The 20,259-nt window shown below is 74.2% G+C and carries 22 protein-coding genes; 12 read left to right on the top strand and 10 right to left on the bottom strand.

The window, feature by feature from the left end:
- Positions 1 to 551: 551 nt before the first annotated feature.
- The 4 genes from BGP03_RS05680 to BGP03_RS05695 all read left to right on the top strand — a co-directional run bounded on the left by BGP03_RS05680 (position 552) and on the right by BGP03_RS05695 (position 3,307).
- Positions 552 to 1,376: a DUF222 domain-containing protein gene (locus tag BGP03_RS05680; RefSeq protein WP_298799228.1), complete on the top strand. Its 825-nt coding sequence runs from the start codon at positions 552 to 554 to the stop codon at positions 1,374 to 1,376.
- A 202-nt stretch (positions 1,377 to 1,578) separates the two neighbouring features.
- Entirely contained in the window at positions 1,579 to 1,941 is a 363-nt protein-coding gene (locus BGP03_RS05685; protein ID WP_296374023.1) for a hypothetical protein, read from the top strand.
- Between the two features lie 81 nt (positions 1,942 to 2,022).
- The gene (locus BGP03_RS05690) at positions 2,023 to 2,304 is read left to right on the top strand and encodes a hypothetical protein (protein WP_298799229.1); all 282 of its coding nucleotides are present in this window, start codon (positions 2,023 to 2,025) and stop codon (positions 2,302 to 2,304) included.
- A gap of 451 nt (positions 2,305 to 2,755) precedes the next feature.
- Positions 2,756 to 3,307, top strand: coding sequence for a hypothetical protein (locus BGP03_RS05695; RefSeq protein WP_296374019.1), 552 nt, complete (start codon positions 2,756 to 2,758; stop codon positions 3,305 to 3,307).
- A gap of 152 nt (positions 3,308 to 3,459) precedes the next feature.
- Here BGP03_RS05695 and BGP03_RS05700 read toward each other — a convergent pair whose 3' ends face one another.
- From BGP03_RS05700 to BGP03_RS05710, 3 genes are all read right to left on the bottom strand, one after another.
- Entirely contained in the window at positions 3,460 to 4,632 is a 1,173-nt protein-coding gene (locus tag BGP03_RS05700) for a trypsin-like peptidase domain-containing protein (protein ID WP_298799230.1), read from the bottom strand.
- Positions 4,633 to 4,734: 102 nt separating this feature from the next.
- A complete protein-coding gene (locus BGP03_RS05705) occupies positions 4,735 to 4,986 on the bottom strand; it encodes a hypothetical protein (RefSeq protein WP_298799231.1) in 252 nt (83 codons plus the stop codon).
- A 64-nt stretch (positions 4,987 to 5,050) separates the two neighbouring features.
- A complete protein-coding gene (locus BGP03_RS05710; RefSeq protein WP_298799232.1) occupies positions 5,051 to 5,824 on the bottom strand; it encodes a hypothetical protein in 774 nt (257 codons plus the stop codon).
- A gap of 89 nt (positions 5,825 to 5,913) precedes the next feature.
- Here BGP03_RS05710 and BGP03_RS05715 point away from each other — a divergent pair, with 89 nt between their 5' ends.
- The 3 genes from BGP03_RS05715 (at position 5,914) to BGP03_RS05725 (ending at position 7,610) form a co-directional block, all read left to right on the top strand.
- Positions 5,914 to 6,549 carry a DedA family protein gene (locus BGP03_RS05715; protein ID WP_298799233.1) on the top strand — a complete coding sequence of 212 codons (636 nt, stop codon included), beginning with the start codon at positions 5,914 to 5,916 and terminating at the stop codon, positions 6,547 to 6,549.
- 204 nt (positions 6,550 to 6,753) lie between these two features.
- Complete coding sequence (locus BGP03_RS05720) at positions 6,754 to 6,900, top strand: hypothetical protein (RefSeq protein ID WP_298799234.1); 147 nt, start codon at positions 6,754 to 6,756, stop codon at positions 6,898 to 6,900.
- Entirely contained in the window at positions 6,897 to 7,610 is a 714-nt protein-coding gene (locus tag BGP03_RS05725; RefSeq protein ID WP_298799235.1) for a hypothetical protein, read from the top strand. Before BGP03_RS05720 ends, BGP03_RS05725 begins: the two co-directional genes overlap by 4 nt.
- 2 nt (positions 7,611 to 7,612) lie before the next feature.
- On the opposite strand, the gene nhaA is transcribed toward BGP03_RS05725, so the two are convergent.
- Complete coding sequence (gene nhaA, locus BGP03_RS05730) at positions 7,613 to 9,442, bottom strand: Na+/H+ antiporter NhaA (RefSeq protein WP_298799236.1); 1,830 nt, start codon at positions 9,440 to 9,442, stop codon at positions 7,613 to 7,615.
- A 116-nt stretch (positions 9,443 to 9,558) separates the two neighbouring features.
- Between nhaA and BGP03_RS05735 the strand changes: the two genes are divergently transcribed.
- The gene (locus BGP03_RS05735; RefSeq protein ID WP_298799237.1) at positions 9,559 to 10,803 is read left to right on the top strand and encodes a M23 family metallopeptidase; all 1,245 of its coding nucleotides are present in this window, start codon (positions 9,559 to 9,561) and stop codon (positions 10,801 to 10,803) included.
- Positions 10,804 to 10,826: 23 nt separating this feature from the next.
- Here BGP03_RS05735 and BGP03_RS05740 read toward each other — a convergent pair whose 3' ends face one another.
- The 4 genes from BGP03_RS05740 to malQ form a co-directional block, all read right to left on the bottom strand.
- On the bottom strand, positions 10,827 to 11,486 hold the full coding sequence (locus tag BGP03_RS05740) for a class II aldolase/adducin family protein (protein WP_296374003.1): 660 nt from the start codon (positions 11,484 to 11,486) through the stop codon (positions 10,827 to 10,829).
- On the bottom strand, positions 11,483 to 11,902 hold the full coding sequence (locus BGP03_RS05745) for an ATP-binding protein (RefSeq protein ID WP_363093243.1): 420 nt from the start codon (positions 11,900 to 11,902) through the stop codon (positions 11,483 to 11,485). Before BGP03_RS05745 ends, BGP03_RS05740 begins: the two co-directional genes overlap by 4 nt.
- 185 nt (positions 11,903 to 12,087) lie before the next feature.
- Entirely contained in the window at positions 12,088 to 12,453 is a 366-nt protein-coding gene (locus tag BGP03_RS05750) for a S4 domain-containing protein (protein WP_296374001.1), read from the bottom strand.
- 43 nt (positions 12,454 to 12,496) lie between these two features.
- On the bottom strand, positions 12,497 to 14,434 hold the full coding sequence (gene malQ / locus BGP03_RS05755; protein ID WP_363093214.1) for a 4-alpha-glucanotransferase: 1,938 nt from the start codon (positions 14,432 to 14,434) through the stop codon (positions 12,497 to 12,499).
- A 109-nt stretch (positions 14,435 to 14,543) separates the two neighbouring features.
- Here malQ and BGP03_RS05760 point away from each other — a divergent pair, with 109 nt between their 5' ends.
- Both BGP03_RS05760 and BGP03_RS05765 read left to right on the top strand, forming a co-directional pair.
- Positions 14,544 to 16,268 carry a carboxypeptidase regulatory-like domain-containing protein gene (locus BGP03_RS05760; RefSeq protein WP_298799238.1) on the top strand — a complete coding sequence of 575 codons (1,725 nt, stop codon included), beginning with the start codon at positions 14,544 to 14,546 and terminating at the stop codon, positions 16,266 to 16,268.
- Positions 16,268 to 17,104, top strand: coding sequence for an alpha/beta hydrolase (locus tag BGP03_RS05765; protein WP_296373995.1), 837 nt, complete (start codon positions 16,268 to 16,270; stop codon positions 17,102 to 17,104). Before BGP03_RS05760 ends, BGP03_RS05765 begins: the two co-directional genes overlap by 1 nt.
- Here BGP03_RS05765 and BGP03_RS05770 read toward each other — a convergent pair.
- Complete coding sequence (locus tag BGP03_RS05770; RefSeq protein WP_298799239.1) at positions 17,087 to 17,791, bottom strand: acetoacetate decarboxylase family protein; 705 nt, start codon at positions 17,789 to 17,791, stop codon at positions 17,087 to 17,089. The genes BGP03_RS05765 and BGP03_RS05770 overlap by 18 nt on opposite strands.
- 247 nt (positions 17,792 to 18,038) lie before the next feature.
- On the opposite strand from BGP03_RS05770, the gene BGP03_RS05775 reads away from it, so the two are divergent.
- Both BGP03_RS05775 and BGP03_RS05780 read left to right on the top strand, forming a co-directional pair.
- Positions 18,039 to 18,527 (top strand): cysteine dioxygenase family protein, encoded by a 489-nt coding sequence (locus BGP03_RS05775; protein WP_296373991.1) that lies wholly within the window; start codon positions 18,039 to 18,041, stop codon positions 18,525 to 18,527.
- Complete coding sequence (locus BGP03_RS05780; RefSeq protein WP_298799240.1) at positions 18,524 to 18,901, top strand: rhodanese-like domain-containing protein; 378 nt, start codon at positions 18,524 to 18,526, stop codon at positions 18,899 to 18,901. Before BGP03_RS05775 ends, BGP03_RS05780 begins: the two co-directional genes overlap by 4 nt.
- Before the next feature lie 37 nt (positions 18,902 to 18,938).
- Here BGP03_RS05780 and BGP03_RS05785 read toward each other — a convergent pair whose 3' ends face one another.
- Complete coding sequence (locus BGP03_RS05785; protein WP_296373987.1) at positions 18,939 to 20,129, bottom strand: acyl-CoA dehydrogenase family protein; 1,191 nt, start codon at positions 20,127 to 20,129, stop codon at positions 18,939 to 18,941.
- Between the last annotated feature and the right edge of the window lie 130 nt (positions 20,130 to 20,259).

A 20,259-nucleotide genomic window follows, 5' to 3' on the forward strand; every position in this document is an offset into this window, starting at 1 on the left:
ACGCACGAGGCGCTTCGTGTAGTCCGGTGGCTGCAGAACACTGACCTTCCGCCGCCGTCATCGATCGCCACTTCTGGTCGGTCTCCGCCTGCACGGTCACCCCGCGATGGCCAGCGATCAGTAGGACCTGGCAGGCGACGTCGGCGAGCTCGCGTCCAGCTCCGTATGTCGAGTCCCTTCGTATGCGCCCGGCCCCTCGTCAGATGCGCCTGCGTGCGCTCCCCGACTTCCTCGTGGAGCTTCACCGACGGCCAGTCGTAGTTCCGCTCGATCCCGACAGCCGCTTCGTATCGGCGGGACACCCGCTCCGCCCGTCAGCTGTCGGAGATCCGTGACTCCGAGCGTTCCGGGCTTGGTGCTTTGTCCTCGAAGCGCCGATGTTGTCGGTGTTCAGCGGTACACTTTCGAACATGTGAGCGACACCGGAACGGGCAGGTGAGGCGGTCGACGACGTCACCGCCGCGCTGCTCGCCGGGCTCGCGCAGCTGACCGCGCACGCCACGTCACCTGCTCCGGCGACCGGTGCCGTACGGATCGACCGCATCGCCGCGATGGAGCAGATCCGCTCCGCGCTCGCCGCAGCCCAGCACGCCGAGATGGTCGCGTTCGGACGCCACCAGGTCGAGCAACAGATCGCGCTCGTCGAGAACGGCCGGCTCGACCCGGTCGCGCTCGGCCGCGGGATCGCCGAGCAGATCGCGCTCGCCTGCCGGGTGTCGCCGTTGCACGGATCGCACCGGCTCGGGATCGCCCGCGCGTTGGACAGCGACCTGCCCGGGGTCGGCGCGCTGCTCGCGGCCGGCCGGATCAGCGAACCCATCGCGGAGATCATGGTGTCGCAGACCTCCCACCTCGATCCCGAGTTGCGGCGGCTGGTGGACCGGCAACTCACCGAGGGTGGGCTCGACGAGCTGTCGCTGCGGCGGGCCGAGAGCCTGATCTCCCAGTGCGCCTACGACGCCGACCGAGCCGGGTACCTCACCCGGGGCCGGACGGCGCGGAAGGACCGCCGGGTCGGACTACGGCCGGCACCGGACACGATGAGCGTGCTCTCGGGATTCCTCCCGGTCGAGCAGGGCTCGCCCGCCTGGCCGCGTTGCGTGCCCATGATCACCATCCGCGACGGCGGGCGGTGCCGGGACCCGTTCTGCGACGCCCCGATCCGACACCGCGACCACATCGACCGCCGCCGAACAGGCGGCCCCACCAGTTTCGTCAACGGGCGTGGGACCTGCGCCCGCGGGAACTACGTCCGCGAGATGCCCGACTGGCACGTCGAGCTCATCGACGACGGGCTCGGGGAACGACCACACACCGTACGCACCACCACCCTCACCGGCCACACCTGCATCAGTAGAGCGGGGCCGCCGACCTGATGCGGCTCGGTCACAACCACCCGCCCCACGCGGTCGGCCGATCAGCCGACGCACCGGTCGGTTCGGGCGTCCGGCGATCACCCGACACGACGTCCCCCACCGCACCGGCCGATCACCCGATCCCGCATGCCCGCCTTCCCCGCGATCGTGGATGTCGGCGCCGGAACACCGGGGCCGATCCCACGAAGGAAGGACCAGTTCCATGCGAAAGATCATCATCGGGGCCGTCGGAGCCGCGGCCGCGGCGTCGGGGCTCATGGCCCTCGCAGGACCCGCGAGCGCCGCCGAGACCGCCGCCACCGAGACGGGAGCCCCGGCCTACATCATCAAGCCCACCACGGGCTACCAGTGGCCGACCAAGAACTCCCCGGCGGTCATCACCGGGCTCACCCAGGGTCAGCAGGTCACGGCCCACTGCTTCGTCGAGAGCGACGTCGTCGAGGGCAACAAGTACTGGTTCCGGATCAGCGAGACCGCGGACCCGAACGGCACGACCGGGTTCGTGCCCAAGGACGTGATCTCGGTCAACGGCGGGCTCCCGAACTGCTGGCCGAACGGGAACTGACACAACCTCGGGTCTGCCGGTGTTCAGTTCCGCTGGCTACAGCGGGGTGCGCGGGGTGTACGTCTGGGGCTGGGAGCAGTCGTGACGCCCACCTGCCTCGCCTGGCGGTGGCAGGTGCGGGCCGGGCGCTGGTCCGAGGCCGGCCCAGCCCGGCTGGCCGTGCTCACGGCGGGCGAGCCGCCGCACGGCAGCACCCGCTGTTTCGACGTCGCCACCAGCCCGGCGGTGCCGACGACGGTCATCGTCGCGGCAGCGCCATCCGACGAGATACTGGCCGCGGTCCGGAGCGCCCGACCGACGCACCTCGTCGGCTACGCCCCGGTGATCGACCGCCTGGCCCGTTCCTCGACGCGGACGAGGTGATCCGAACGCGTCGACGCTGCGGGCCACCCGGTCGGCCCGCACGAGCCCGCCACCCGCACGCTCGCCACCGGGTTGGCGGGCGGCCCCTTCCCGTTCATCCGCGACGACCTCGATGACGAGGTCCCTTCCTGCCCGAGCCCTGCGCGTGCGGCAGCGTGATGCCGCGGGTGGCCACCATCGAGGGGCACCGACATCGCCAAGCGCACGACGACGACTTCCACTACGTCGGACGTGTGGTCCCGGACCCGCTGATACGCGAGTACCAGGTGCGCCAGACCCCGGGTGGGGCGGAGGTGCCGGCGGCCGCCGCCGCGCCCGTCGTCGGCCTGACGCGCTCACGCGGAGTGACTAACCCCCGTTCCCCCGTTCGGTAGCGCACCCCGTCGGCGGCGGCGACCGTTGGTTGCGTGGGACGCGGCCGACCGGCCGGGCCGGCGACGGGGGTGAGCACATGGTGGGCGGGCCACCCACGAGCACGACGCCGTCGGAGGTGGCGGTGGCGCGGGCGGTCCGCGTGTTCGGCTGGTCCGGTGTGGCGTTGCCGGAGATCATGCTGGTGGGCTGCCGGGTGATCCCGATCGTCGACATCGACCCCATCGCCCACCGGGCCCGTGAGTGCAGCGGCGACGGCCCGAACCTCGACGCCGACGTGCTGCTGACCTGGGAGTGGCTGCGGTCGGCCGCCCACTCGCCGCCCACGGCCCTGCATCTGACCGGCGTGCTGGTCGTGGCCCGCCGGGGATGGCGGCGGGCGCTGCGGCAGGCGCGCAGCATGCGCGGCTTCGGGCCGGCGGGGGTGCTCGTCCCACCCGCGGCCTTCGACGACGAGGAGTGCCGGCTCGAGTTCGCGCTGCACGGCATCGGGCTCGTGCCGTCGGATCCCGATGTCGACGGGGTGGTCGTGCCGGAGCAGGGAACGGCGCTGCGGCAGCCGACCGACCGGTGGATCGAGGAGACGCTCTATCGCCACGCCCTCGATCACGGTCTGTGCCCACCGGCCTGAACCCGACGGCGGCCGGCCGCGACGCCCTGGAGCGGGCCACCCCGGCGGTGCTCGCCGTCAACGCCCCGGAGGCGCTCGGGCTCACCCCGGCCGAGGCCGCGGAGCTCAACCGGCTGCTCCACATCGTCGGGCGCGCCACGGCCCGACCGGGGTCAGCCGGTGGGCCCGGTGACCAGCGTGACGGTGGCGTCCTGCTGCTGCTGGGACTGGTCCACCCACGTCACGCTGACGGAGTCGCCGGGGTGCGTCCCGTCCAGCAGGGTGGTCAGGGCCGCGGCCGAGTCGACGCTCTGCCCGTTCACCGCCACGATGGCGTCACCGGCGACCACGCCGGCCTGCGCGGCGGGGCTGCCGGCGAGGACCTGGCCGACGACGGCTCCCTGACCGGCCCCGGAGTCGGTGACCGAGACCCCCAGCATGGCCGACTCCCCGATGTGGACGGTGGACGAGGCGGCGCCCGACTCGATCTGCCGCGCCACCGACAGGGCGTCGTCGATCGGGATCGCGAAGCCCTGGACCGCGGCCGTCTGCCCGGTGGCGGACCGGTGGTGGCGCGTCGCCGTCCGGCTCGGCGTCGACGCCGCGGTGTCCATCCCGACCACCTGGCCGGCGCTGTTCACCAGGGGCCCGCCCGAGTCGCCGGCCTGGATGTCGGCGTCGACCTGGATCAGCCCCGTGAGCTGCTCCGCGCTCCCCGACTCGTCCGACGCCGTGATGGGCCGGTCCAGCGCCGTGACCGTGCCGGCGGCCGTGCTCGGCGTGCCGCCCACGCCGCCGGCGTTGCCGACGCCGACGACCGGGTCCCCGACCGCCACCGTGGCCGAGTCGCCGAGCGGGGCCGTGGTCAGCCCGGTCGCGCCCTGCAGCTGCAGCACCGCGACGTCCCTGCTGCGGTCGTAACCCACGACGGTGGCCGCGTACGTGCGGCCGTTGCCGATGTCGGTGACCTGGATCCGGGTGGCGCCCGCCACCACGTGGTTGTTGGTGAGCACCTCGCCGTCGGCGGTCAGCACGATCCCGGTGCCGGCCGCCTGCGCGCCCTGGTAGCCGATCACCGTGTCGACGTCGACGAGGCCCGGCTGCACCGCGGCGGCGGCCGCCGGGTCGCCGGACTGGTAGCGGGTGGCCGTCACCGGGGTGGGCGCGGACGCGACCTGGGCCGAGCGGCCGGCCGTCCACGCCGTCAGCCCGACGGCCACGAGCACGACGAGCGCGACCGCCCCGAGCAGGACCGGGACGGTGCGCCGGCGCCGTGGCGGGCCGGGTGGTGCCCACTGCGGCACCGGTCCCCAGCCGCCTGCCCCGTACTGCTGGTGTTCGCTCATCGTCGTCTCCTGTGCGTGCGCCCGTGGGTCCATGAGGCGCGCGCCGCCTGAGAATCGTCCGTGACGCCGTCGTGGAAACGGTGTGATCCGGCCGTTGGGGGCTCAGCCGCCGCCGAGCCCGCCCGGCAGCCCGGAGAACGCGTTGCCGAGCTCGGACAGGGCCGCCTGGGCGCGGATCACCACGATCACGAGATAGACCGTGAGGACCAGGTTGAGCAGGCCGACGACGAGTGCGACCACCGCCAGCTTGGACGTCCTCGCCCGGGGCGGCGCCGCGGGGGCAGGGGCTGCGGGCGGCGGGTACTGCTGCCCGTACTGCTGTCGCGGGGGCTGCTGCGGATAGGGCTGCGACACGGCGAGCTCCTGGGGCCGAAGGGGTGAAGCCGTCCTCCGCCACTCGCCGTGCGCCCACCGTCCGTTACGAGGGGCCGGCCGCCCGGTGCACCGCGGCGAGCCGCGCCACCACCACGACGATCGCGGCGATGAGGACGAGGCTGATCGGGCCGGTGCCGAGATCGAGGCCACCGCGGGCCGGCGGAACGGCGATCCAGTCGGCGAACGACGCCCCCAGCGGTCGCGTCAGGACGTAGGCGATCCAGAACGCGGGCACCGGGCCCAGGCCCCACCAGCGGTGCGCGGCCGCGGGCACCGCGATGGCCACGGCGAACAGGACGCCCGAGGCGAGGTAGCCCAGGTGCAGGGTGGTGGCCGTCATGTCGCCCGCGGCCGTGCCGAGCGCGAACGTGACCAGCACCGTGGCCCAGTAGAACGCCTCGCGACGCGGCGTGGTGATGCTGTGCACGTCGAGGGTGGCCTCGGTGCGGTACCAGACCGCCAGCACGACGGTGACCGTCACGGCGAACGCCGCGGTCGAGACCACGTACGGGATCCCCAGCACCACGTGGGCGACGTCGGCGGCCATGGTCCCGAACACGCTCACCATGGCGACGGCGGCCCAGTAGACCCACGGCCGGTAGGACCGCGCCGTCATCTGCGCGGCGAGCAGGCCCACCAGCACGAGCCCGGCGGCGCCGACGGCGATCACGGGGTCGATCGTGCGGGCGAGCCAGTCCGATGCGGTCTCGCCCATACCGGTGGTCAGGACCTTGACGACCCAGAACAGGACGGTGATCTCCGGGACCTTGACCAGGACCCGCCGGGTGCGGATGACGTCGGTGGGACGGGTGCTCACCCCGACAGCATCGTGACGGGGGCGACGCCCGTTGCGGGTGCCACGGGGGTTTTGCCGAATGCTTGCCTCGGGGACGGTACGAGGGAGACATGACGTACGTATCGGCGCTCAACCCCCTCAGCGCCACCGACCTGCTCTCGTCGTTCGGCACGATCGGGATCCTGGTGGTGCTGTTCGCCGAGACGGGTCTGCTGATCGGGTTCTTCCTGCCCGGCGACTCCCTGCTGTTCACGGCCGGGCTGATCTGCGCGACCGGGGTGGGCGGGCTGAACCTGAGCCTGCCGTGGGTGCTGGTGGCCGCCGCCGCGGGCGCGCTGGCGGGCGCGCAGGTCGGGTTCCTGATCGGACGGGGCGCCGGGGCCGCCCTCACGGCGCGCGCCGGGCGACCGCGCCTGGCGGCGGGGCTGCGCCGGGCCGAGGAGCTGTTCATCCGGTACGGGCCGGCGAAGGCGATCGTGCTGGCCCGGTTCATCCCCGTGGTCCGCACGGTCCTCAACCCGCTGGCCGGCGCGCTGCACACGCCGGTCGCGATGTTCACGGTGTGGCAGGCGGTGGGCGGTCTCCTGTGGAGCGTCGGTCTCGTGCTGGCCGGCTACGCGCTGGGCGCGTTCGTCCCCGGGATCGACCAGTACCTGCTCCCGGTGATCGCCGTGGTGGTCGTCGTCTCGCTGATCCCCCTGGCCCGCGAGCTGATCCGTGAGCGGCGCCGTTCCCCGGAGTCCTGAGCGACGCGGACTGCCGGTCGCGACGGCGTCGGCCGCGGCGGTCCGCCAGGTGCTGACCGTGCTGCTGCGGGGTGACCGAGTCGGCCCTCCCGGACGAACTCGGGACGGTCGCTGCTCCACCCGGGTGACGACGGCGACCCGCTTGTGCATCTGCACATGCACCGTCACTTGCGCCGGGTCGGCGACCACGAGCAGAGTCCCCCGGTGACGAACCCGGAGGAGGGGCCGATGCTCGACGTGATCACCGTGGTCGGTGAGCTCGATCGGGCCGGTCCGGACATGGACCTGAACCTGGTCGGGCTGACCGAGGCGCTGGTCGAGATCATGGGCCCGCGAGGGGGATCCGGATGACCGGCACCGACCCGGCAGCGGACGCACAGCCGTTCGCCACGGTGATGCGCGGCTACCACCGCACGCAGGTGGACGGCTTCGTGGCGGGCAATGCCGCGCGGCTCGCCCAGCTGGAGACCGAGCTCGCCGACGCGCAACGGCTGCGGCTGCGGGCGGTCCGGCGGGCCGAGGAGCTGGAGCAGGAGGTCCGGGACGCCCGCAGGGGCGGGCGTCCCGAGAGCGACGGGTTCGGCGTGCGCGCCGAGAAGATCATCCGGCTGGCCGAGCAGGAGGCCGCCGAGGTGCGCAGCGACGCGAGCCGCGACGCCGCGGCGATGCTGGAGAAGGTCCGCACCGGCGCCGAGGCGCACCGGCACGACATCGAACAGGCGTTGATCGCCCGCGAGACGCAGTTCGAGGAGCAGGCCGCGGAACGCACCGCGAACCTCGAGGAGCAGGAGCAGCGCGCCGCCGACCACGTCGCCGCCGCCCGCGAGGAGGCGGCCCGGATCAGGACCGACGCGGCACGCGCCGCCGACCGGACCCGGCTGGAGGCCGAGGTCGGGGCGGCCGAGATCCTGGAGAACGCCGACGTCGAGCTCACGCGGCGGCAGCACCGCACCGAGCAGGAGGTCGAGCGGCTCTGCGGGGTGCGCGCCGACGTCCGCGCCGACCTGACCCGGCTCGCCGGTGTGCTCCGCTCCGAGCTGGGCGACGAGCAGGACGGCTGAGCTCAGGCCCGGGCCCGGGCCGCCGTCACCTCGGCGGTCAGCGAGGCGATGTCGTAGGACCCGTGGTGGCGCCGGCCGTTGACGAAGAACGTGGGCGTGCCCGACACGCCGCTGCGGTCGGCCGACCCGGCGTCGGCGGCGACGCGGTCGCGTCCGGTGCGCCCGCGCATGTCGGCCCGGAAGCGCTCGACGTCGAGCCCGAGGGCCTCCGCGTGGGCGACCAGCTCCACGGGCCGCAGCTCGCCCTGGTGGCCGAGCAGCCGGTCGTGCATCTCCCAGAACGCGCCCTGGCGGGCGGCGGCCTCCGCGGCCTCGGCCGCCAGCTCGGCGTGCGGGTGCACGTCGGTGAGCGGCAGGTGCCGCCAGACGTAGCGGACGTCCCCGCGCTCGGCGAGCAGCTCGCGCACCACCGGCTCCGCCTGGCCGCAGTACGGGCACTCGAAGTCGCCGTACTCCACCACCGTGACGGGCGCGTCGGCCGGGCCGCGCAGGTGGTCGACCACCGGGTCCACCGGGTCGAGGAGGTCCACGATCACCGGCGACGAGCCGAGGAGCGCCTTCTCGGGCAGGGCCGCGGCCCCGCGGAAGACCAGCCAGGACAGGGCGTAGGCGATGACGGCGGCGGCGAGCACGCCGAGCTTGGCGGCCTCCAGGTCGTCACCGGAGAAGGCGAGCGTGGCGATCAGCAGCGACACGGTGAACCCGACGCCCGCGATCGCGCCCCCGCCGAGCACGGCGGCCCAGCCCACCGGAGCGCGCAGCCGACCTCCTGACAGCCTCGTGACCAGCCACGACATGCCCGCGATCCCGACCGGTTTGCCGAGGACGTAGGCCGCGACCACGCCGAGCGTGATCGGTGAGGTCGCCGCGCGGGCGATCACCTCGCCGCTGAGCGGGATGCCGATGTTGGCCAGCGCGAAGACCGGGACGATCACCAGCGCCACGGTGGTCGAGTAGAGGTGCGTGAACCGGTCGTTGGGCGAGATCGCGGCCCCGAGCCCGGCGCGGGCGGAGCTGGCCAGCGCGGCCGTCGGCTGCTCCCGGAACGCGCGGACGAGGTCGGTGGCCGCTTCGAGGTCACCGCGGTTGGCCGGGTACGCCCAGGTGAGCAGGCCCAGCGCGAGCCCGGCCGTCACCGCGTCCACCCCGGAGGCGTGCAGCGCGACCCAGGTGGCCACCCCGAGCACGGCGTACACGGCGCCCGCCCGGATGCGCGCGGTCCGGGCCAGCAGCACCACCCCGAGCAGCGCGACGGCCACGAGCAGTGCGGGCAGCGAGACCTCGTCGGTGTAGACCACCGCGATCACCGACAGCGCGACGAGGTCGTCCACCACCAGCACCGTCAGCAGGAACGCGCGCACCGCGGGGGAGCGGACGCCGGCCAGCGCGAGCAGGCCCAGAGCCAGTGCCGTGTCAGTGGAGATGGCGGCGCCCCAGCCGTGCGCCGCCGGCGTGCCCGCGGTGACGGCCAGGTAGATCGCGGCCGGCACGGCCATCCCGGCCAGCCCCGCCATCAGTGGCAGGACCAGGCGACGACGTTCGCGCAGCTCGCCCAGGTCGAACTCCCGCCGGGCCTCCAGCCCGACCACGAAGAAGAAGAACGACATCAGCCCGCTGTTGACCCACTCGCGCAGGCTCAGCGACAGGAGGTGGTCGCCGAGGCGGACCGCGAGCGGGGTGTCCCAGAACCCGTCGTAGGACGCTGCGTCGAGGTTCACCCACAGCAGCGCCGCGGCGGCACCCACGAGGAGCACCACCGCACCCGCGGACTCCGAACCGGCGAACCGGCGAACCCACCGACGGGTGCTCTGCCCCGTGAGATCGACCTGCACGCCGTCAGTCTGGCGCACGGCCGAACGGACCCTTCCGGATCGGGCGGTTGGTCCGTACCGTGCTGGGTGAGCCGCTCGCGGGGATGTGGCGCCCACCAGCCCGACCGGGAGTGGCCATGCCCCGCAGACGTGTCCCCGTGTTCCTCGCGATGGCGATCCTCGCCGTCCTCGGCCTGGGTGCCGGGATGACCGTGGCGCCGCTCAGTGCGTCCACGCTCCCGGTGGCGCGCACCGCGCCCCCGCCGCCCGACCAGTTCACGGTGGTGGTGGCGTCCACGCTCGACTCCGGCCAGTCGCCGGTGCTGGGCACCGACGGCAGGCTGCACGTCGTCTACGAGATCCAGCTGACCAACGCCAGGGCCGATCTCGCGACGCTGCAGGAGATCCAGGTCCTCGACGCCGACCGCCCCTCGCGGGTGGTGGCGTCCTTCGCCGGCGACGACCTGCTGAAGCGCCTGCGCAAGCTCACCGGCAAGGAACCCGCAGGCAGCCTGGCCATCCCCGAGGACGTCTCCCGGCTGGTGCTCGTCGACCTGGCCTTCGCGACGGACGCCCAGGTGCCGAAGCAGCTGATCCACCGGTTCCGCCTGCTGGGCCAGCCCGTCGCGGGAGGGCCGCCGGCCCAGCTCGACTACACCGCCGCGCCGTTCGACCTGGTCGGGAAGCCACTGGTGATCAGCCCGCCGCTCGCCGGGAAGGGCTGGGTGGACATCAACGGGTGCTGCAGCGGCGACGGCATCCACCGCGACACGGTGCTGCCGGTCAACGGCCACCTCGCCGACACCCAGCGCTTCGCGATCGACTACATGCGCCTCGACGCCCAGGGCCGTCTCGTGCACGGCGACCCCACCGACGTCCGCAACTACACGGCCTACGGGGCCCAGCTGCTCGCCGTGGCGGACGGCACGGTCGTCAGCACGCTCAGCACCCTGAGCGACCAGGTGCCCGGCACCCTGCCCGACCCCTCGACCATCACGCTGGCCAACGTCGACGGCAACCACGTCGTGCTCGACCTCGGCCACGGGGTGTTCGCCTTCTACGCGCACATGCAGGAGAACTCGGTGACGGTGAAGGTCGGCGACCGGGTGCGGCGCGGCCAGGTGCTGGGGCTGCTCGGCAACACGGGCAACACGTCCGCGCCGCACCTGCATTTCCACCTGATGAACGGGCCGTCAGTGCTGGGGTCGAGCGGGCTGCCCTACACCTACGACCGGTTCGCCGTGGCCGGTGCGATCGACGCGGCGCGGTTCGGGGCCAGCACGACGCTGGAGGGGGTGTGGAACCAGGGGCTCCTGCCCACCCCCAGCCCCCGCACCCGCCAGTTCCCGCTGGACCTGACGCTCGTGGACTTCGCCGGCTGAGAACCGGGAGCAGCGGAGGCTGCTCACCGGTTTCCCGGTCCCGCGGGGATCGACTGGCCGTAGCCGCCGAGCAGCCCGGCCACCCGGTCGATCTCCGCGGGTTCCAGCGTGCGCACCGGGAGACCGGTGGACAGCGCCCGCAGGTGCACGTCGCAGACGTACTCCAGGTACCGCACCAGGCTCAGGGCCGTCGCCAGGCTCCCGGCCACGACCACCGCGCCGTGGTTGCCCATCAGGGCGGCGGTGCGCCCCTCCAGCGCCGCCGCGACGTTCCGCGCGAGCTCATCGCTGCCGAACGTCGCGTAGGGCGCCACGCGGACCGGCCCGCCGAACATCGCCGTGTAGTAGTGCGACGCGGGCACCTCGTCCGCCACGCAGGACAGCGCCGTCGACGCCGGCGCGTGGGTGTGGACGATCGCCTCGGCCGCCGTCCGCGCGTAGATCTCCAGGTGCAGCGGCAGCTCGCTGGACGGTTCGAGCGGCGCGTCCACCGGGGTGCCGTCGAGCCGGTGCACGCCCACCAGGCCGGGCGTCAGGTCGTCGTAGTCGAGGCCGCTGGGGGAGACGGCCACGAGATCGTCCACCCGCACCGAGACGTTGCCCGCGGTGCCGACGACGAGACCCTCGGCGCGCAGGGCACGACAGGTGGCAGCGACCTGGGCCCGGGCAGCGTCCGCAATCACACCCGCCAGTGCATCACGACGCGGGTGCCGGCGTCGCCCCGCTGCACGGCCACCTTCTCGGCCAACGCCGCGATCAACGTCATACCGCGGCCGCGCAGCCCCGGATCCGACGGCGGGGGCCGCCAGCGGCCCCGGTCGGTGACGACCACCACCAGCTGGTCGGGCGCGTAGCGGTCCGCTTCCACCCACGCGTCGCCCGGGCCGTCGGGGTAGGCGTGGTCGGCGACGTTGGCCAGCGCCTCGTAGGCGGCCAGCACCAGGTCGTCCACGCCGTCGCGGTCCATGCCGACCCCGGTCGCCCACTCGGCCAGCCGCAGCCGCACCCAACGCAGCTGGCCACGCAGCGACGGCCCGGTGAGGCGCAGCCTCAGCCGGTCCGGAGCGCCTGCGCCCGTGGCCTGTCGGTCGGTGTCGATGCCTGGGGCTACCCGGAGTCAGGACGGTCCAACCCCGGCTGCGGTACGGATCGCGTGGGGATCGCGTTGTGGGCCGTCGTGGAGCGCCCCGACCGGACCGCCCTCGCCGGTGCGGGCCTTCCGCCGGCCACCGCGCGCGAGCGCTGGGCGCTGGTGGCTGATCGGGGCGGGCGCGTCGGTGCTGGTCAGAGCAGGCCGGCGCGGAAGTCGTCGAGGACGCGGCGTTCGCGTTTCGTGGGGCGGCCGGCCCCACGTTCGCGGCGGGCCACCGGGACGGCGGCCTCCGGCGGTGGGGCGGGGGTGTGGTCGATGAAGCAGGTGGCGGCGTCGACGGGGCTGGTGCGGCGCGGGATCACCCGCACCACCTCGACGATGCGGGTGGTGTCGTTGACCCGCGCCCGGATCCGGTCGCCGGGCTGCACCGGCGTGGCGGGTTTCGCGGGCTTGTCGTTGACGCGCACGTGCCCGCCCCGGCACGCGGCCGCGGCGTCGGGGCGGGTCTTGGTCAGGCGCACGGACCACAGCCAGCGGTCCAGTCGCGACGACTCCATCCGACGATGATGGCCCGTGGGCGGCGATCACGCACGCGGCTCGTCACATGCGGGCTCGACGGAGCTGTGCCACCACAGCGCGCACGCCGGGATGGACGACCAGCTCCTCCAGCGACACCGGCAGCGGCAGCCGCCAGTTCGGGTACTGGTCGACGGTGCCGGGCAGGTTCGGCTGGCGCACCTCGCCCACCACGTCGTAGGGGGAGATCAGCACCAGCCGGGAACGGCTGCGCGCCAGCAGGGCGTGGATGGCGACGATCAGCGCCGCCTCGTCCGGCTCCCCGGTGATCAGCCCTTCCGCCCGCAGCAGGTCCAGCAGCTCGGCGCGTTCCCGCACGGCCTTGGCCTCCTCGGCCGGCACGTCGTCGAGCAGCCCCAGCTCGGCCCGGACCCGGACGTGCTCGCCGCGCAGGAAACCCGCGGCGGTCGGCAGGTCGTGGGTGGAGACGGTGGCCACCGACTCCTCGTTCCAGCGCCCGGGCGGCAGGAGGGGCTCGCCGGGGGCGTCGAGGTCGCGGGTGAACCACAGCACGGACGAGCCGAGCATCTTCCGCTCCGCCAGTGCCTCGGTGACCTCCGGTTCCACCGTGCCGAGGTCCTCACCGATCACCAGCGCGCCCGCCCGGTGGGCCTCCAGCGTCAGCACGGCGAGCATGACCTCGGCGTCGTAGTGGACGTAGGTGCCGCGGTCGGCCGACTGGCCCGGCGGCACCCACCACAGCCGGAAGAGTCCGGCGACGTGGTCGATGCGCAGCCCGTCGGCCTGGCGCAGCAGCGCCCGGAGCAGGTCGCGGTAGGCGGCGTAGCCGGTGGCGTCGAGGCGGTCGGGGCGCCACGGCGGGAGCCCCCAGTCCTGGCCCTGCTGGCTGAACGCGTCCGGCGGGGCGCCCACCCGGACGCCCAGCGCGAGCACGTCCTGCAGCGCCCAGCCGTCGGCGCCCTCGGGGTCGCAGCCGACGGCGAGGTCGTGCACCACCTGCACGTCCACGGCCCGCGCGGCCTCCAGCACCCCCGCGAGCTGCCGCTGCACCTGCTGCTGCAACCAGGCGTGGAACGCGACCCGCGGCGCCAGCTCTGCACACATCGGCGCTACACCGGGCGCGTCCGGGTGGTGCAGGTCGGCGGGCCAGCGGCTCCAGCGGCCGCCGAACCGCTCGGCCAGCGCGCAGAACCGCGCGAACTCCCACAGGTCGGCGGGCGCGTCGGTCGGCTCGGGGCGCCCGTCGGCGCGCCACAGCAGCTCGGCCGCGGCGCGCTTGGCCGCCCAGACGCGGTCGTGCTCGATGCGGTCGCCGACCTGTACGGGGCGCAGCGCGTCCACCTCGGCGCGCGTGTCGGCGTCGGCGCGGGCGTAGGCGTCCAGGTCGGTGATCCGCAGGGCCAGCGGGGTGCCGAACCGGCGGCTCGACGGCGTGTAGGGCGACGGCTGCACGGGAGGCACCGGGGTGATCGCGTGCAGCGGGTTGAGCAGCACCGCACCCGCGCCGTGCTCGCGGCCCGTCCAGGTGGTGAACGCGGAGAGGTCCCCGAGGTCGCCGATGCCCCACGACCGGTCCGAGTGCAGGGCGTAGAGCTGCAGCATCCAGCCCCAGGCCCGGCGCGGTTCGGGCAGCGCGGGCGGGGCGACCACCACCGTCACGACCCGGTCGGCGGTCTCCAACCGGTACCAACCGGGGTCGAGTCCCGCGGGGATCTCCGTGACCTCGCGGCGCCCGCCGCCGGAGTCGACGAGCACCCCCGGCGCCGGCAGCGGCCGGGCCCGGTCGGTGCGGGCCGCGATCGTGCCCGGGGTGCGGGTGGCGTCGGCGCGCGCGACGGCGAGGGCGGCGCGCCGTGCGTCCGGGGTGCTCGCGTCGACGTCGAGCAGGCCCAGCACCCGCACGACGACGTCCTCGTCGACCGTGACCAGGCGCCGTTCGCCGTCCCGGTACGCCGTCGCCACCCCGTGCGCTGCCGCGAGCTCGCTGAGTTCGGTGTCCACACCCTGGATCATGCCCTGAGCTGCGGTAACACTCCGTGGCCGCCTACCCGGTCCGGAGTCGCCGGGATGCTAGGTTCAGGCCAAGTTCGTACGGATCCGGGGAGCGGTCATGAGCACGCTGGGAATGGTCGCGCTGGTGCTCGCCGCGCTGGTCGTCGCAGCGGTCGTCATTCTGTACCGGGTGGTGCGCCGCACCCCCGGCGAGAACCCCGGCAGCCCGCGCACCGTCGCCGACCTGGTGCGGATGCGGGCCGAGCAGGCCGCCGACGCGCCGCCCGCCGAGCAGGAGTCCTCCGCCGAGACGCCCGCCGCGGAGAAGGCCGCTGCCGGGAAGCCCGCTGCCGAGCCCGTCGACGCCGAGCCCGATGTGGTGGTCGTCGCGGAACCGGCCGTCGCCGAGGAGGAGGCCCCCGGCGCGCCGTCCGTGCCGTCCGTGCCGTCCGTGCCGTCCGTGGAGCCCGCCGCAGCCCCGGCCGTCCGCGCCGAGTCGTCCGCCGTCGCGCAGCTCCCGGGCTCCGACACCCCCTGGGGCCGGGCGGCCCGGATGGCCGACGGCGACGGTGCCGTGTGGGCCACCGGCGACCCGGACCACGAGTGGTCGGAGTGGGCCGACTGGGCCGACGTGGACGTGGACGAGAGCGAGTCCGGAGTCCCGGAGCGGTCGGAGCCGCAGCTGCGGCCCGTCGTGCTGCCCACGGTGAGCCCGGAGCTGTTCGGCCCGCGCCCGGTCGTCGCACCCACCCGGCCCGACCCCGCCCCGGCTGCCGACCCCGCCCCGGCCCCGGAGAAGGCCCCGGAGAAGGCCCCGGAGAAGGCCCCGGAGAAGGCCTCGGTCGCTGTGCGGGCCCCGGTCGCGGACGAGGACCTCGCGGTGGCGAAGCCGCCCGCCGTCGAAGCGGCCCCGGCCGTCCCCCGGACGCCGGCTGTGCCCGCCGTCGCTTCCCGGCCGGTCCTCGCGCTGGTCCGCGGCGAGCCTGCCGCCCCCACGGAGCCCGCCGCCCCCACGGAGCCCGCAGCACCGGTGGAGGCCGTCGCGGCCCCGAAGGTCGAACCGGCCCCCGACCCCGTCACCGCGTCGGAGCCCGACGCCACCCCCGAGGAGCTCGCCGTCCGCCGCCGCACCGCCGCCGAGACCGCCGCTGAGCAGGCCGCGGCCGATCTCGCCCTGCTCCGCACGTTCGGCTGCGCCCCGGCGGGCTCCGCCGCCCCTGCGGTCGACGACGAGGACGACGCCCCGATGTCGCCGTCGGTCGCCCCCGCCGCCCCCGTACCGGTCACCGGCTCCGCGCAGACCGTCGCCTTCCGCGTGGTGGGCCGCGACGGTGACGGCATCGACGGCGCGGGCGTCACGCTGCTCGACGACCGCGGCCGGGAGACCACCACCGCGGTCGCCGACGCCAAGGGCCGCGGCGAGGTCCGCGCGCCCCACCCGGGCAGCTACGTGCTCGTGTCGGCCGCCCCGGGGCACCAGCCGGGTGCCGTGGCGGTCACGGTCGGGGGTGAGCCCGTGGAGGCCGAGGTGCTGCTCGCGCGGTCGGCGTCGGTGGCCGGCACCGTGTTCGGGGAGGACGGCCCGATCGTCGGCGCGCGCCTGACGCTGGTGCAGGACGGCGAGATCGTCGACACCACCGGCACCGGCCCGGGCGGCGAGTACTGGATCTCCGACCTCGCCGCGGGCGACTACGGCCTCTCGGTCAGCGCCCACGACTGCGAGCCGGCGGCGCTCCTGCTCACCGTGCCCGACGAGACCGACCTGCGCCACGACATCGAGCTGGTGCCCGCCGGCCTGCCCGCGCCCACCGCCGCCGACGACGTCATGATCGGCCACGGCTGATGGCGGACACGCACGTGGAGGGCACGCTCGACGGTGTGCGCGGCGTCGAGCTGTACTGGCAGGGCTGGCTCCCTCCCACCGATCCCACCGGTGTGCTGCTGCTCTGCCACGGCCTGGGTGAGCACTCCGGCCGCTACGGCAACGTCGTCGACGCCGTCACCCCCGACGGGTGGGCCGTCTACGCGCTCGACCACCGCGGCCACGGCCGTTCCGGCGGCCGCCGCGCCCACCTCGACGACTACGCCGACTGGCTGGCCGACTTCGACACGTTCCGCCGCCACGTCGTGGCGCTGCACCCCGGGCTGCCGGTGTTCCTGCTCGGCCACAGCATGGGCGGCCAGATCGCGCTGGCCTACGCACTCGACCACCAGGCCGATCTGCAGGGGCTGGTGCTGTCGGCGCCCGCGCTGGCGAGCAACGCCGTGCCGAAGGTCGCCGTGCCGGTGCTCACCCTGCTCGCCAGGGTGGCCCCCACCCTGCGTCCGGCGGGCATCGACGGCACCAAGGTCAGCAAGGACCCGGCCGTCGTCGCCGCGTACCAGGCCGATCCGTTGGTGTACCAGGGCAACCCCACGCTCGGGCTCTCCGCGCGGCTGTTCGCACAGTTCGACGTGCTGCCCGAGCGCGCCCGCGGTCTGACGCTGCCCCTGCTGCTGCAGCACGGCACCGACGACGTGCTCACCGAACCGTCGGGCACCCGGTTGCTGGAGTCCACGAGCGGCTCCCCGGACCAGACGGTGCGCTGGTACGAGGGCCTGTGGCACGAGATCTACAACGAGCCCGAGCGCGAGGCGCCGCTCGCCGACCTGCGCGAGTGGCTAGCGGCCCACCGCTGACGCGGGGTCCATCTCGAAGGCCACGTGGTCGACGATCGTGGTCAGGAGCGGTCGCCGGGGCAGCCCGAGGGCGCGCAGCTCGTCGGCCATGGCGTGACCTCCGCCGAGCACCACGGTGGCGCTGCGGCCGACCCGGATCCCGCTCAGCCGGGCGCGGACGGGGCTGACCAGCACCTCGCCGTCGCGTGGGGCCAGCGCGGCGACCCCGCCGCTCACCGGCCACGGCAGGCGCCCGGGCAGCGTGCGCAGGGCGGCGGTGAGCACGTGACGGCCCGCGTCGTCGGCGAGGTGGCAGGTGGCGTCCCGGCCGTCGATCGCGAGCTCGGCGCGGCCCAGCCACTTCGGCAGCCCCCACAGCGCGCGGCCGGCCTCCATCGTGAACGTCTGCGTCACGGGGAGCTGGTGGATGTAGGTACCCGTGCGGCCCCGGTGGCGGGCGAGGAACGCGACGCCGGCCTCGTCGTAGTCGCCGAGGTCGTTCACGCGGTAGTCGATCAGGGCCAGGAACAGCGGGGTGCGGCCGGCGAACGACAGCAGCTCCAGCCCCGTGCCCTCGACGAGCCGCCGCGCCCGGTCGGTGCGCACCAGGTACGTCGCGCAGGCCGCGGCCGCCTCGGTGATGCGCACCGGGAAGCCCAGCCGTCGTCCCTGGATCTCCCAGCTGCCGTCCTCGAGGTGCGTCGCCATGGGCCCAGTGTTCCCGACCGGCCATGGCCGGACATTTGCCGGGCGTCCGCTGTGGACTTCCTGTGGGTCCTCCCGGGAGGTGGGAAGTGGTGGCCCTGCGGGCCGACCCTGTGTTGGTATGAGCCCATGTCACCGGCCGCCGTCCTCGGAGAGATCTGGGGCGGACGCCGTGCGGACTGCTTCGACCAGTGGTGTTGACGGCACTGACGTCCTCGTCCGTCCGTCCCACCGTCCCCGGAGCATCCCTGTGCTGCTGCACGCCCCCACGTCCCTTGCGCTGTCCGACCTGACCGACCTCACCCGCGAGATCGCCGACGAGGTGCTGGCCGGGGTCCACCCGGTCGAGGTCGATCCCGTCCGCCGCTGGTACGAGCTGCTGCGCACCGACGACTACGTCGACGTCTGGCTGATCAGCTGGTCCACCGAGCAGGCCGCCGAGCTGCACGACCACGCGGGCTCGCTCGGCGCGCTCACCGTCGTGTCGGGCGAGCTGGTGGAGCACCGCTGGGCCGGTGCCGGACTCCGCAGCCGCCGGCTGCTCGCCGGGCACAGCGCGGGCTTCCCGCTCGGCCACGTCCACGACGTGGGCAACCACGAGACGACGCCCGCCGTCAGCGTCCACGCGTACTCCCCGCCGCTCACGGCGATGTCCTACTACGACGTCGACCCGGCCCGGGGCCTGCGCCGCACCCGCTCGGAGCTGATCGGCTCCGGTTCCCCGAAGGGCGTCGGATGACCACCGTCGACGATCTCCTGACCGCCGCCCGCGCCCGCCTGGACCGCCCGGACCCGCGGCGTGCCGCGGAGCTGGTGGAGCAGGGCGCGATCCTCGTCGACACCCGGCCGGGCTGGCAGCGCGCCGACGAGGGCGAGCTGCCCGGCGCGCTGATCATCGAGCGCAACCACCTCGAGTGGCGGCTGGACCCGACGTCGGACGCGAAGATCGCGCAGGCCGTCGACCACGACGTCACCTGGATCCTGTTCTGCTCCGAGGGCTACAGCTCCAGCCTGGCGGCGGCGTCGCTGCAGGACCTGGGCCTGCACAATGCCACCGACCTCGACGGCGGCTACCAGGCCTGGAAGCGGGCCTTCGGCCCCGTGCGCGGATAACGGTGTTCCGACCCTGATATCCGCGCACGACCCGCCGTCAGGCGAACGCGCCCAGGCCGGTGATGTCGCGGCCCACGATCAGGGTCTGCATCGTCTCGGTGCCCTCGAACGTGTGGATGGCCTCGATGTCGGCCCAGTGCCGCACGACGTGGTGCTCGAGCAGGATCCCGTTGCCGCCCAACAGGTCCCGCGCCTCGGAGAGGATCTTCCGGGCCGTGCGGGTGTTGTGCATCTTGGCCAGCCCGGCGACGGTGGGGGACAGGCGGCCGTCGTCGGCGAGGCGGCCCAGCTGCATGCAGTAGAGCTGCATCGACGTCAGGCCGGCCAGCATGTGCACGAGCCGCTGCTGCACGATCTGGAACGACGCGAGCGGCTTGCCGAACTGCTCCCGGGTCATCGCGTAGCGCATCGCGGCGTCGTAGCCGGCGGTGGCGTGCCCCAGCGCCATCCACGCGCAGATGCCGCGGGTGTTGGCCAGCACCTTCGCGCAGTCCTTGAACGACGCGGCGTTCGCCAGCCGGTTCTCGTCGGGGACCCGCACGCCGTGGAGCTCGATGTCGGCCTGCCACACCGAGCGCAGCGACATCTTCCCGGTGATCACGCCGGCCTCGTAGCCCTCGGCGGGCGTCTCGACGACGAAGCCCTTCACCTCGCCGGAGTCGGTGTCCCGCGCCCACACCACCACCAGGTCGGCGATGGTGCCGTTGCCGATCCACCGCTTGGCGCCGTCGAGGATCCAGTGGTCGCCGTCCCGGCGGGCGGTGGTCTCCAGCGCGATCGAGTCGGAGCCGTGGTTCGGCTCGGTGAGCGCGAACGCGCCGATCTTGTCCAGCGACGACATCGCGGGCAGCCAGCGCTCCTTCTGCTCCTCGGAGCCGCACATGGCCACCGACTGCATCGCGAGCCCGGCGTGCACGCCGAGGAACGTGCCGAGCGAGCCGTCGCCGCGGTGCAGCTCCATGTGCACCAGCCCGCAGGCCATCGGGCTCATCCCGGCGGCGCCGTGGCCCTGGATGTCCTCGCCGACGATCTTCAGCTCGGGCAGGCGCCGGAAGAGGTGCCAGGGGAGCTCGGCCCTCTCCCAGTAGTCGCCGATGTCGGGCAGCACCTCGTCGTCGACGAACTTGCGCACCGCGATGAACTTGTCCCACTGCTCGCCGGTGAACTGGTCCCGGACGGAGAAGAAGTCGGTGCCCAGGGCCTCACCGAGGTGCGCGTACTCAGCCATCGGGCGATGGTGGCACGGGTCCGTGCGATCCGCGGAGTGGAGCACTCCCTGTGGAACGTCCGGAGCAGGCCGGCCGATCCGTGACCACGGGCTCCGCGGTGGTCGACTGGCGCTTCATCTCGATAATGGA

It is taken from the genome of Pseudonocardia sp. 73-21 (genome assembly GCF_001899645.1).
GTDB lineage: Bacteria > Actinomycetota > Actinomycetes > Mycobacteriales > Pseudonocardiaceae > Pseudonocardia.